Source organism: Citricoccus sp. NPDC079358 (assembly GCF_040702545.1).
Lineage (GTDB): Bacteria > Actinomycetota > Actinomycetes > Actinomycetales > Micrococcaceae > Citricoccus.
In genome coordinates, this window is sequence record NZ_JBFBLI010000005.1 from 219,162 (window position 1) to 231,757 (window position 12,596).

Genomic DNA, 12,596 nt, shown 5'->3' on the forward strand with positions numbered 1-12,596 from the left:
CGCCAGGGGTCGGTTGGACGTGGATCGGCCGGACGGAGCCACCGTGGACTACAGCGTGGATCAGGGCGTGGGCGTGCCGCCGTTGGCGTTGAGAGTGTCACCGGTGACGTAGCTGGACTCCCCGGAGGCCAGGAACACGAACGCCGGGGCCATCTCCACCGGCTGACCGGCACGGCCCAACGGGGTGTTGTGCCCGAACTTCGGCAGCTTCTCCTTGGGCTGTCCATCAGAGACCTGCAGGACGGTCCAGACCGGGCCCGGTGCCACGGCGTTGACGCGGATGCCCCGTTCCGCCACCTGCTGGGCCAAGCCCTTGGTGAAGTTGTTGATCGCCGCCTTCGTGGACGCATAGTCGAGCAGGTTCGGCGATGGCTCATACGCCTGGATGGACGTGGTGTTGACGATGGTGGAACCGGGGCCCATGTGTTTCAGGGCGGCCCGGGACAGCGTGAACATGGACATAATATTGATCTGGAAGGACTCGTGCACCTGTTCATCGCTCAGGTCCTCCAGAGAGTCGGAGATCACCTGCTTGCCGGCATTGTTCACCAGGATGTCCAGCCCGCCGAGCTTCTCGACGGCGGCGTCCACGACTCCCTCCCGGTACGGCCGGTCCATCAGGTCCCCGGGCAGCGCGACCGCGGTCCGACCCGCCTCCTCGATGGCCTCGACCACACGCCGGGCGTCCTCCTCCTCAGCCGGCAGGTAGGCGATCGCCACGTCCGCACCCTCCCGGGCGAAGGCGATGGCGACGGCGGCGCCGATCCCGGAGTCGCCTCCGGTCACCAGCGCCCTTCGGCCAACCAGCCGCCCCTGGCCCCGGTACGAGTCCAGACCGATGTCCGGCACCGGTTCGGTCTTCACATCCAGCCCCGGCTCCGGCTGGTCCTGTTCCGGCGGGGAGACCTTCGGGTGCCGGGTCGTGGGGTCATCGGCGGCGAGCTGGCCGGCCCCCGCGCCCCCACCGCTGGCGTTGAGGCCGGTCTGGTTCTCTGAGTGGTTCGCAGATCCGTTCATGTCCCCGACCCTAAGGATCTGCCCACTCGGCATCAAGCCATCACCCGCGCACCATCCGTATGCCGCGCGCGAACTCCTCGGCAGTTGCCCGGCCAGACCGCCGGTTGTGACAGCATGGCGGCATGACCGAGTCAGCTCCCGTGAACCCCGCCGCCACCGGACCAGACAGGGTCCTGTTCTACCCACTGGCCGATGCCCGTCGAGACGGCCCCTACCGCGAGGCGCATGCCGGGCCGGCTCAGGCCGCGGCCGACGTCGGCGGCTCGGTGGTGCCGAGCGACGCCGACGCACCCTACGGGGACGGGTCCGCAACCGCCCTGGTGATGGTGTACCCGGTGCCGGTCGAGGACGTCGAGGCCATCCTGGCCGCCAACCCCTCGCTCGGATGGGTTCAGCTGCCGTTCGCCGGCATCGAACGGTACGTGCCACTGATCCGGGAGCGGACGGACATCCAGTGGACCTCCGCGAAGGGCGTCTACGCGCCGCCCGTGGCCGAGCACGCCCTCGCGCTCACGCTCGCTCTGCTGCGGAACCTGCCCGAGCGGGTCCGCGCCACCGGGTGGGGCCCGGGCGGCGGCACCACCCTGAACGGGCTGAACTGCGTGGTGGTCGGCGGGGGCGGGATCGCCCGCGAGTACCTGCGCCTGCTCAAGGCCTGGGACACCACCGTCACCATGGTCCGGAGGACGGAGGACGAGGTGCCCGGGGCGGACCGGACCGTCACGCAGGGCCGGTTGGACGAGGTTCTGCCGGGCGCCGACGTCGTGATGATCGCCGCTGCCGCCACGGACGAGACCCGCGGCATGATCGGCGCCCAGCAATTGGAGCTCATGGACCCCACCGCCATCCTGATCAACATCGCCCGCGGAACCCTCGTGGACACCGAGGCCCTGGTGGCGGCGCTGGCCGCCGGGTCCATCCGCGGTGCGGGACTGGACGTCACGGACCCGGAGCCGCTCCCGGACGGGCACCCGCTGTGGGCCGAGCCGCGCTGCCTGATCACCCCGCACACGGCGGACACCCCGCAGATGTGCATCCCGTTGATCAACGCCCGCAGCGAGCGAAACCTCGCCGCCCGAGCCGAGGGCTCCGCGCTGGAGGGACGGGTGGACGCAGAGGCAGGGTACTGACCGTCAGGCCCCTTAGGCTGGGGGTCATGAGATCCCCCGTGCAGGACTACCTTGACCGGTTGGTCGACCAGATCCGCCCCGTAGACGAGGGCACCACCTACCAGGCCGTGCCCTCGGCCGCCGCCATGGACCGGAACCTGTTCGGCCTGGCCCTGACCACCGTCGAGGGCCACTGTTACGCCTCCGGGGACGCCGAGCACCCGTTCTCCCTCCAATCGATCTCCAAGGCCTTCACCTACGGCATGGCCCTGGAGGACCTCGGCCCGGACAAGGTGCACGAGAAGATCGACGTGGAGCCCTCCGGTGACCCGTTCAACGAGATCTCCCTGCAGGCGGGCACCGGCCGCCCGGACAACCCCATGATCAACGCCGGGGCGATCACCACCACCTCGCTCATCAAGGGACGTGGCGGGCGCGACCGCATCGGACGGATCGTCAACACCTTCTCGGACGCCGCCGGCCGGGACCTGAAAGTCTCGGAGCCCGTCTTCAAGGCCGAGGACAAGACCGGCCACCGCAACCGGGCCCTGGCCTGGCTGCTGCGCTCGTTCGGGATCCTCGAATCCGACCCCGAACCCTCCTTGCAGGACTACTTCCGCCAGTGCTCCATCCTGGTCACCGCCAAGGATTTGTCCATGATGGCCGCGACCCTGGCGAACCAGGGCGTGAACCCGGCCACCGGCGAACGCGTCTTCTCCCCGCAGGTGGTCCGCTGGGTGCTCTCCGTCATGTCCACGTGCGGGATGTATGACGACGCCGGCACCTGGGCCATCGAGGTTGGCCTGCCGGCCAAGTCCGGGGTCGGTGGCGGGCTGCTCGTGGTGGTCCCCGGGCAGATGGGCGTCGGGGTCTTCTCCCCGCCCCTGGACGAGCATGGGATGTCCGTGCGCGGCGGCGTGGCCATCAAGCAGATCGCCACCGATTTCGGCCTGCACTACGGTGACGTCCCGCCCCTGGGCCGCTCCACCATCCGGGCCCGGTACGACCTGTCCGAGGCGCCCTCCAGTGTCCCCCGCAGCGTCGAGGCCCTCCAGGCCCTCGAGGAGCACGGACCGGAATGCCGCATCATCGAGATCGGCGGTGACATCGGCTTCGCCGAGGCCGAGACCCTGGCCCGCGCCGCCGTCGGCCTGCCCACCTCCGTCCGCACCCTCGTGGTGGACGTGCGCAAGGTGGACGACTTCGGCAAGGCCGCGGCCCGGATGCTCACCCATGTGGTGCGCAACTTCCTGGAGGACCGCCGCGACCTGATCCTCGTGGATGACGACACCGCGCTCACCCAGTCCCTGCTGGACTACGCGGCGGACACGGAGGACGGAGCCCTGCCGGATCCGATGCCGGAGACCACCACCTGGTCCACGCCTGCCGGGTCCACGGCCGGCGGAGCCGGAACCTCCGGCGGGAACGCCGGCGGAGGTGGAGCCGACAGCTTCACCTCTGACGCTGCCGTCTCTGACCTGGCCCCCGCCGACCTGGACGCGGACGGCACGGCGGAGGCCGTCGTCGAGCCCGAATTCCGGTTGTTCCTCTCCCGGTCCCTCGCGCTGGAGTGGATCGAACAGCGGATGCTGGCCCGCCATGCCCCCGACCTGGTGCCTACCGGCGACCAGGAGCCGACGCGGTCCCCGCTGCTGGAGATGCTCAACGAGGAGGATGCCCTCACCCTGTCCGCGTTCATGGAGACCCGCAGTTACCGGGCCGGGCAGGTCATCCGCCGGGCGGGGCAGCCGTTCGGCGGGATCTACTTCATCACTGCGGGGCAGGTCGAGCTCACCAGCCAGGGCTCCGGCGGACGTCGCTACCGGCAGGCCTATCTCTCCCCCGGCATGATCTTCGGCGAGATCGCGCTCGGCCAGGCCGGCCGGCAGCTCACCACGGTGCGCGCCATGGGTCCGGTGACCACCCGGGTGCTCACGGCACAGGTGATCTCCGCCCTCGAGGAGTCCGATCCGCAGCTGGCCATCAAGCTGTGGTCCGCCCTGGCGCGGGACGCCTACACCTCGGTGGAGCAGATGAGCCGGGAGTCCGGTGCCCGCTTCGAGTGACCAATGAATCATTGACCCTCGCATCCCGGGCGGGCCACACTGCGAACACCCGTGTGACCTGTGCAGATGTCGGAGGCAGTCATGAGCACCACCACGCCGGACGTCCCCAGCGCCCCTCCTGAGGAGGGCGAGGGCGAACTCAAACGGGTCCTCGGGCCCAAGCTGTTGCTGCTGTTCATCGTCGGCGACGTGCTGGGGGCCGGGATCTACGCGGTCACCGGTGAGATGGCCGGCATGGTCGGCGGCATCCTGTGGCTGCCGTTCCTGCTGGCATTCGCCGTGGCCACGATGACCGCCTTCTCCTATCTGGAGTTGGTCACCCACTATCCGCAGGCTGCCGGGGCAGCGCTCTATACGCACAAGGCCTTCGGCATCCACTTCGTCACGTTCCTGGTGGCCTTCGCCGTGGTGTGTTCCGGCATCACCAGTGCGTCCACCTCGGCCAACGTGCTGGCGCAGAACTTCTTCGGCGGGCTGGAGGTCAACGGCTGGATGGGCGAGGCCGGCCCCGGCGCGGTGATGGGCGTGGCCCTGGGCTTCATGGTGCTGCTGGCGTTGATCAACCTGCGGGGTGGGCGAGAGCATCAAGTTCAACGTCGTCCTGACGCTGGTGGAGATGACGGCCCTGTGCATCGTGATCGGGGTGGGTTTCTTCGCGATGGCCCAGGGCGGCTCAGACCTGAGCCAGATCTTCGTGTTCCAGGACAACAATGACAAGGGGCTCTTCCTCGCCGTCACCGCAGCCACCTCCATCGCGTTCTTCGCCATGGTGGGCTTCGAGGACTCGGTGAACATGGTCGAGGAGACCAAGGATCCCATCAGCATCTTCCCCCGGACCATGCTGACCGGCCTGGGCATCGCGGTGCTCTTCTACATGCTGGTGGCCTTCTCCGCCGTGGCCGTGCTGTCCCCCACCGAACTGTCCACGATCGGCGAGGCCGAGGGCGAGGCACTGCTCGAAGTGGTGAAGCAGGGCTCCCCGGGTTTCCCCGTGGACCGGATCTTCCCCTTCCTGGCAGTGTTCGCCGTGGCCAACACCGCCCTCATCAACATGTTGATGGCCAGCCGGCTGGTCTACGGCATGGCCAAGCAGAACGTGTTGCCGCGGCCGCTGGGTCAGGTACTGCGGACCCGCCGCACCCCCTGGGTCGCGATCATCTTCACCACCGTCCTGGCCCTGTTCCTCATCTGGTACGTCACCAGCGACCCCGAGAGCAACATCGTCACCAACCTCTCCAGCACCACCGCCCTGTTGCTGCTCTGCGTCTTCACCGTGGTGAACGTGGCCTGCATCGTGCTGCGGCGCCGGAGGGGCGCGGACCCGGAATCGGGCTCGCACTCGAAGAGAGCCTTCAACTCTCCCGCCGTGCTGCCCTACCTCGCGGGACTCTTCTCCCTGTTCCTGGCGGGTCCCTGGGTGGATCGGGATCCCATCGTCTATCAGATCGCCGGTGGACTGATGGTCCTCGGGATCGCCCTGTGGGTGCTCACGTACTTCCTCAACAAAGCCAGTCACCGGAAGCGGGGCGCACCGGTCGGGGACGTCCTGATCGGCCGGGACGAGGACCTGCCGCCGCGGCCGCCGGGCAGATGACGGCCCAGTCACCAGCCCTCTGAATCTGTAGGTCGAGAACGCCCCGTCTCCCCGGATCTTCTCCGGGGAAACGGGGCGTTCTCGACCGCCAGTTGCGAAGGGTCAGCGAGCCAGCTTGGCCACGATCGCGTTGAGGGTGGCGGACGGGCGCATGGCCTCGAACACCTTCTCCTTGGACGGGTAGTAGTAGCCGGCGATCTCCACCGGGGCACCCTGGACCGCGTTGAGCTCGTCCATGATCTTCTGCTCGTTCTCGGTCAGGTCAGTGGCGATCTCCGTGAACTTGGAGGCCAGCTCCGCGTCCTCGGTCTGCTTCGCCAGCTCCTGGGCCCAGTACATGGCCAGGTAGAAGTGCGAACCGCGGTTGTCGATCTCTCCGACCTTGCGCGAGGGATTGCGGCCCTCTTCCAGGAAGGTGCCGGTGGCGCGGTCCAGAGTGTCGGCCAGCACCTGGGCACGGGCATTGCCGTGGGAGACGGCCTCGTGCTCGAAGGACACGGCCAGGGCCAGGAACTCGCCGAGCGAGTCCCAGCGCAGGTGGTTCTCCTCGACGAACTGCTGCACGTGCTTCGGGGCGGAACCACCGGCGCCGGTCTCGAACAGGCCGCCACCGTTGATCAGCGGGACGATCGAGAGCATCTTGGCCGAGGTGCCCAACTCGAGGATCGGGAACAGGTCGGTCAGGTAGTCACGCAGCACGTTGCCGGAGACCGAGATGGTGTCCTCACCGCGGCGGATGCGCTCCAGGGTGAAGGCGGTGGCCTGCTCCGGGGCCATGATCTCGAGCTGCAGTCCCTCGGTGTCGTGGTCCTGCAGGTACTCGTTGACCTTGGCGATCAGGTTGGCGTCGTGCGCGCGGTTCTCATCCAGCCAGAACACGGCCGGGGTCTGGGAGGCCCGGGCACGCGTGACGGCCAGCTTGACCCAGTCGCGGACCGGGACGTCCTTGGTCTGGCAGGCACGCCAGATGTCCCCGGCCTGGACGGCATGCTCGATCAGCACGGCGCCGGAGCCGTCGACGATCTGGACGGTGCCGGCGGTCTCGAGGACGAAGGTCTTGTCATGCGAGCCGTACTCCTCGGCCTTCTGCGCCATGAGGCCGACGTTCGGGACGGTGCCCATGGTGGTCGGGTCGAAGGCGCCATGCGCACGGCAGTCGTCGATGACGACCTGATACACGCCGGCGTAGGACGGGTCCGGGAGCACCGCGAGGGTGTCCTGCTCCTGGTTGTCCTTGTTCCACATGTGGCCGGAAGTGCGGATCATGGCCGGCATGGAGGCATCCACGATCACGTCCGAGGGGACGTGCAGGTTGGTGATGCCCTTGTCCGAGTTGACCATGGCCAGGTCCGGGCCGTTGGCGTAGCCGGCCTCGATCTCGGCCTGGACGCCCTCGGCGACCTTCGGGTCCAGGGAGTCCAGCCCGGAGAGGATCGACGCCAGCCCGTTGTTGGCGGACAGTCCGGCAGCGGCCAGCTCGGCACCGTACTTCTCGAACAGCGACGGAAAGTACATTTTGACCACGTGGCCGAAGATGATCGGGTCGGAGACCTTCATCATGGTGGCCTTGAGGTGGGTGGAGAACAGCACGCCCTCGTCCTTGGCACGCGCGACCTGGGCGGCGAGGAACTCGTCCAGGGCTGCGGCGGACATGAAGGTGCCGTCGATGATCTCGCCGGCGAGCACCGGGAAGTCGTCCTTGAGCACCGTCGGCTGACCGGCCTCGCCGGAGCCCTCCACGAACTGAATCCGGATGGTGCTGTCCTCGCCGATGACCACGGACTTCTCGTTGTGGAAGAAGGCGTCGGCGGCCATGGTGGCCACGTTGGTCTTCGAGTCGGCCGACCAGGCACCCATCGAGTGGGGGTGCTTCTGGGCGAAGTTCTTCACGGCCTTCGGGGCACGGCGGTCCGAGTTGCCCTCGCGCAGGACCGGGTTCACGGCGGAGCCCTTGACCTTGTCGTAGCGGGCCCGGGCGTCCTTCTCCTCGGCCGTCTTCGGCTCGTCCGGGTAGGCGGGCAACGCGTAGCCGCCGGCCTGCAGCTCGGCGATCGCGGCCTTCAGCTGCGGCACGGAGGCGGAGATGTTTGGCAGCTTGATGACGTTGGCGTCATCGGTCTTGACCAGCTCGCCCAGTTCGGCGAGGGCGTCGTTGACCTTCTGGTCCTCGGGCAGCACATCATTGAAGACGGCCAGGATGCGTGCGGCCAGGGAGATGTCCCGGGTCTCCATGCCCACACCCGCGGTCGAGGCGAAGGCCTCGACGAGCGGCAGGAGTGAGCCGGTGGCCAGCATGGGAGCCTCGTCGGTATAGGTGTAGATGATCTTCGACATGAAGCGTGGTTCTCCTCGCAGGGCGCGCCGGTGGGCACGGCCCGAGTCGTCGTGATGGGTGAATCGGCCCCCAATCTACCGGAATGGCGGGCGCGGCCACCTCACGTGACCGGCCCGCCACCGCCGCCGGGGATTCCATCTGAGCCGTGGAACCTCAGCCGTGGAAGAAGTGCCGTGCCCCCGTGAAGTACATGGTGACGCCGGCGGCCTCGGCCGCGGCGATGACGTCCTCATCCCGGACGGAGCCACCCGGCTGCACGACGGCGCGCACGCCGGCGTCGATGAGGATCTGCAGGCCGTCTGCGAAGGGGAAGAAGGCGTCAGAGGCCGCGACGGCCCCGCGGGCCCGCTCCGGTGCACCGGTGCCGCTCACGTTCTCCGCGCCACCCGCCGTCGTGATCTCGGTGGTGATCTCCTGGGCGCCCGTGGAGGCGGCCCCCAGGGTGTTGGCCCGCTCCACGGCCAGGCGGCACGAGTCCAGGCGGTTGACCTGGCCCATGCCGATGCCGACCGTTGCCCCGCCGCTGGCCAGCAGCACGGCGTTGGACTTCGGCGCGCGCACGGCCCGCCACGCGAAGGCGAGGTCGGCCAGGGTCTCCGGGTCGGCGGCCGGGCCGGCCGCCAGGGTCCAGGTCTCGGGATCGTCACCGGCGGCGTCCACCGCGTCCCGGGCCTGCAGCAACATGCCGCCCGAGACCTGCTTGTACTCGATGCTCTCCCGTCCGGCGGCCCGGGCGAAGCCCTCCGGCAGGCGCAGCAGGCGGATGTTCTTCTTGGCCGAGAGGATCTCCAGGGCCTCGGCGGAGAAGGACGGAGCGATGACGACCTCGGTGAAGATGGCCTGGACGGTGTTCGCCATGCCGGCGGTGACCTCGCGGTTGGCGGCGATCACGCCACCGAAGGCGGAGACCGGGTCGCAGTCATGGGCCTTGCGGTGGGCCTCGGCGATCGCATCCTCCGCAGACTCGGCGGCGATGCCGACGCCGCAGGGATTGGCGTGCTTGACGATCGCCACGGCCGGCTGGCCAAAGTCGTAGGCCGCACGCACGGCTGCGTCAGCATCCGCGTAGTTGTTGTAGCTCATGGCCTTGCCGTGCAGGAGTTCGGCCTGGGCGATGCCAGGGGCGGCCCCGTCCTCGACGTAGAGGGCAGCCGCCTGATGCGGGTTCTCGCCATAGCGCAGGGTCTGCGCCCGCTGCAGGGTCACCCCGGCGTAGGGCGGGAAGAGGCTGGCTTCAGCGGTGTCATCGTCGGCCTCGAACTGGGCCGCCGTCCAGGCCGCCACCGCGTTGTCATACGCGGCGGTGTGGGCGAAGGCCAGGGCCGCGAGCCGGCGTCGTGCCGGGAGGTCGAAGCCACCCTGCTGGGCGGCGGAGACCACGTCGCCGTACTTCGCCGGGTCCACGACGACTGCCACGGACGGGTGGTTCTTGGCCGCGGCCCGCACCATGGAGGGTCCACCGATGTCGATTTGCTCGACGACCTCGTCCTGCCCAGCACCGGAGCGGACCGTGTCCACGAAGGGGTAGAGGTTCACCACGACCAGGTCGAAGGGCTGGACGTCCATCTGTTCGAGCTGCGCCACATGGTCCTCGCGGCGGCGGTCGGCGAGGATGCCGGCGTGGACCATCGGGTGGAGGGTCTTGACGCGGCCGTCCAGGCACTCCTGGAAACCGGTCACCTCGGACACCTCGGTGACGGGCACGCCAGCGCCCGCGATCCGCTGGGCCGTGGAGCCCGTGGAGACGATCTGCACGCCGGCGGCGTGCAGTCCGGCGGCCAGCTCCTCCAGACCGGTCTTGTCGTAGACGGAAATCAGGGCCCGCTTGAGCGGGACGCGGTCGAGCTGGATGGTCACGTCGGGAACTCCTGGGATCAGGTCGGGGCGGGGACGACGCCGGCCGGGCGCGTTGATCGTGCGGCCCGACGCCGGAACCAGTGTAGGCCGGTGGAGCGGCCCCGCGGTGGGGATGAACCGGAGGGGGCACCGAGGCGCCCCAGCGCCTCAGCGGTGGTCGCTCAACCCGTAGAACCAGGTGATGTGGTGGCGCAGCGCCTCCGCTGCGTCTTCCCCGCGCCGCTCTCGGACGGCCTGCAGGACCCCGCGGTGTTGTTCCTGGAGGGTACAGCTGACCTCCGGCCAGCGCTCGAGTCCGGACACGGTCTCCTGGACGTAGCCGATGGTGGCCTCACGCAGGGACGCCATCATGGTCTCCACCACCACATTGCCGGCCAAGGAGGTTAGCAGGATGTGAAACTGGGCATCGCTGGCGTGGAATCGGTCAGTCGGCAACCCGGGAGCGTCCATCTCGTCCAACAGCCGGGCGGCCTCCTCCAGGATCCGCCGCCGGTCCGGGGAGTCCGGTCGCTTCTCCGATTCCAGGGCCGCTTGGGTCTCCAGCAACAACCGCGCTTGAACGATGTCCCCGATCGGCAGGGCCTGCGTGGCGATGTGCATCCGCAACGCCCACGCGAGGGCCGTGGAGGGTTCGGAGATCACCACGGCCCCGGCTGACAGACCAGAGCCGGTGGTCGAGCGGACCAGGCCCATGGCATCCAGCACCCGGATCGCCTCACGCACCGAGGCCCGGGAGATCTCGAACTGTTCGGCTAGGTGGCGCTCGCCGGGGAGTTTCTCTCCCACGCTGATCACGCCCGTGCGCAGTTGGTCTTCAAGCCAGGCAAGGATCGCCGTATAGGCGCGGGGTGCGGGCACGGGGGTTCTTCTCCTGGGGTGACGGGGCTGCTGACCAGTCTAGGACTCAGGGACTCAGGCCCCGGGCAGCATCCACGCCAGCACATTGGACTGCAGGAACACGAGGGTGCACAGCAGCAGCAGGAGACCGACCGACCACCAGATCACGGACTTGAAGATGGCCGATTCCTTGCCCTCCATGCTCACCGCCGTGGCCGCGATGGCCAACGACTGCGGGGAGATCATCTTGCCGACCACGCCGCCGGAGGTGTTGGCCGCCGTCATCAGGTGCGGGTCCAAGCCTGCTTCAAGGGCCGCGGTCTTCTGCAGGTTGGCGAACAACGCATTGGCAGAGGTGTCCGAACCGGTCACAGCTGTGCCCATCCACCCCAGGACCGGAGAGAAGAAGGCGAACGCCGCACCGAGTCCGGCGACCCAGGTTCCCATGGCGATCGTCTGGCCGGAGAAGTTCATGACGTAGGCCAGAGACAGCACGGTCATGATGGTCAGGGCTGCGAACCGCATCTTCCAGAACGTCCGGCCGATCTCCATCACGGCGTTCCCCAAGGACAGCCGGAACCTGCCCTGGGCGTCGAAGACCGCATAGACCACGGCGACGATCAGACCGGCGATCAGCAGCAGCGTCCCCGGACTGGAGAGCCACTGGAAGTTGTAGACGGTGTTGGTGAGGGGCTCGCCCTCCGGGTTGAGCAGGCGGCCGTCCAGCCCGGGCCACGGGATCGCGACGTCCGTGTCCCCCAGGGCGGCCGGGATGTCCACGCCGGCCTTCCACAACTTGGCGATGCCGAAGACCGCGACCACCAGGATGTAGGGCAGGACCGCCATCCACACGCGGACCGGGGTCAGGTTCTCCGTTGCGGCGGGCTTCTCCACGCCCATGCGTTCGCGCACGGCATCGGCTCCCCGCGGCTTCCAGAAACGCAGGAGGACGACGGCGGCAGCCATTCCGGCCAACGCGGCGACGACGTCCGTCAGTTCATAGGAGAAATGTGTGGCGCTCCACCATTGGGCCAGGGCAAACGTGCCACCGATGGCCAGGGCAGCTGGCCAGGCCTCCCGCAGGCCACGGAATCCGTCGATGATGACGAGCAGGAAGAACGGGACCAGCAGGGCCAGGAACGGGGCCTGGTGTCCGACGACGGCTCCGATGTCGGCCGGGTCGAGGTTCGTCAGCACTCCAGCCGTGGTGATCGGGATGCCGATGGCACCGAAGGCCACGGGCGCGGTGTTCGCGATGAGCACCACGGTGGCGGTCTTCAGGGGCTTCAGGCCGAGGGCCAGGATCATGGTGGCGGTGATGGCCACGGGCGCTCCGAAGCCCGCCAACGCCTCCAGCAGGCCACCGAAGCAGAACGCGATGAGGATGGTCTGGATGCGCAGGTCTCCACCGCCGATCGTGTCGAAGATGGCGCGCATGTCCTCGAACCGCCCGCTGAGGACCGTCACCTGGTAGAACCACAGCGCCAGGACGACGATCCACACAATGGGGAACAGGCCGAAGACGGCACCCTGGGTGGCCGAGAGCAGAGTGAGGTCCCATGGCATGCCGAAGCCGATGACCGCGACGACGATGGCCACGGCCAGCGCGACGGCACCGGAGACGTGCGCCCGGGCCTTGGCCCCGAGCAGCATGACGAAGAAGGTGATGAGGGGCAGGGTGGCGACGAGTGCCGAGAGTGCCACGCTGCCTCCGATGGCATCGGTGGTCGCGGTGAAGGTGTCCACGCGTGTCTCCTGGAGTGGGCGGGTGCGGGAAGAGC

The 12,596-nt window shown here is 68.6% G+C and carries 7 protein-coding genes and 1 pseudogene; 3 read left to right on the top strand and 5 right to left on the bottom strand.

Annotated features, from left to right (window positions below; translation table 11 throughout):
- Positions 1 to 60: 60 nt before the first annotated feature.
- Positions 61 to 1,017, bottom strand: coding sequence for an SDR family oxidoreductase (locus tag AB0333_RS08645; protein WP_366218276.1), 957 nt, complete (start codon positions 1,015 to 1,017; stop codon positions 61 to 63).
- Between the two features lie 122 nt (positions 1,018 to 1,139).
- Here AB0333_RS08645 and AB0333_RS08650 point away from each other — a divergent pair, with 122 nt between their 5' ends.
- The 3 genes and pseudogenes from AB0333_RS08650 to AB0333_RS08660 all read left to right on the top strand — a co-directional run bounded on the left by AB0333_RS08650 (position 1,140) and on the right by AB0333_RS08660 (position 5,786).
- Entirely contained in the window at positions 1,140 to 2,147 is a 1,008-nt protein-coding gene (locus AB0333_RS08650) for a D-isomer specific 2-hydroxyacid dehydrogenase family protein (protein WP_366218277.1), read from the top strand.
- A gap of 26 nt (positions 2,148 to 2,173) precedes the next feature.
- Positions 2,174 to 4,192, top strand: a complete 2,019-nt coding sequence (gene glsA, locus AB0333_RS08655) for a glutaminase A (protein WP_366218278.1) — start codon at positions 2,174 to 2,176, stop codon at positions 4,190 to 4,192.
- Between the two features lie 81 nt (positions 4,193 to 4,273).
- Positions 4,274 to 5,786: pseudogene (locus tag AB0333_RS08660) on the top strand (APC family permease).
- A gap of 102 nt (positions 5,787 to 5,888) precedes the next feature.
- Here AB0333_RS08660 and AB0333_RS08665 read toward each other — a convergent pair.
- The 4 genes from AB0333_RS08665 to AB0333_RS08680 form a co-directional block, all read right to left on the bottom strand.
- Complete coding sequence (locus AB0333_RS08665; RefSeq protein ID WP_366218279.1) at positions 5,889 to 8,120, bottom strand: NADP-dependent isocitrate dehydrogenase; 2,232 nt, start codon at positions 8,118 to 8,120, stop codon at positions 5,889 to 5,891.
- A gap of 154 nt (positions 8,121 to 8,274) precedes the next feature.
- A complete protein-coding gene (gene purH, locus AB0333_RS08670) occupies positions 8,275 to 9,978 on the bottom strand; it encodes a bifunctional phosphoribosylaminoimidazolecarboxamide formyltransferase/IMP cyclohydrolase (RefSeq protein WP_366218280.1) in 1,704 nt (567 codons plus the stop codon).
- A gap of 147 nt (positions 9,979 to 10,125) precedes the next feature.
- On the bottom strand, positions 10,126 to 10,836 hold the full coding sequence (locus AB0333_RS08675; protein WP_366218281.1) for an FCD domain-containing protein: 711 nt from the start codon (positions 10,834 to 10,836) through the stop codon (positions 10,126 to 10,128).
- Positions 10,837 to 10,890: 54 nt separating this feature from the next.
- Positions 10,891 to 12,561 (bottom strand): L-lactate permease, encoded by a 1,671-nt coding sequence (locus AB0333_RS08680; protein WP_366218282.1) that lies wholly within the window; start codon positions 12,559 to 12,561, stop codon positions 10,891 to 10,893.
- Positions 12,562 to 12,596 lie beyond the last annotated feature (35 nt).

Bases quoted from the DNA above. Each gene is read 5' to 3' on its own strand.
- AB0333_RS08645 (WP_366218276.1), bottom strand. From the start codon at position 1,017: ATGAACGGATCTGCGAACCACTCAGAGAACCAGACCGGCCTCAACGCC.
- AB0333_RS08650 (WP_366218277.1), top strand. From the start codon at position 1,140: ATGACCGAGTCAGCTCCCGTGAACCCCGCCGCCACCGGACCAGACAGG.
- glsA (WP_366218278.1), top strand. From the start codon at position 2,174: ATGAGATCCCCCGTGCAGGACTACCTTGACCGGTTGGTCGACCAGATC.
- AB0333_RS08665 (WP_366218279.1), bottom strand. From the start codon at position 8,120: ATGTCGAAGATCATCTACACCTATACCGACGAGGCTCCCATGCTGGCC.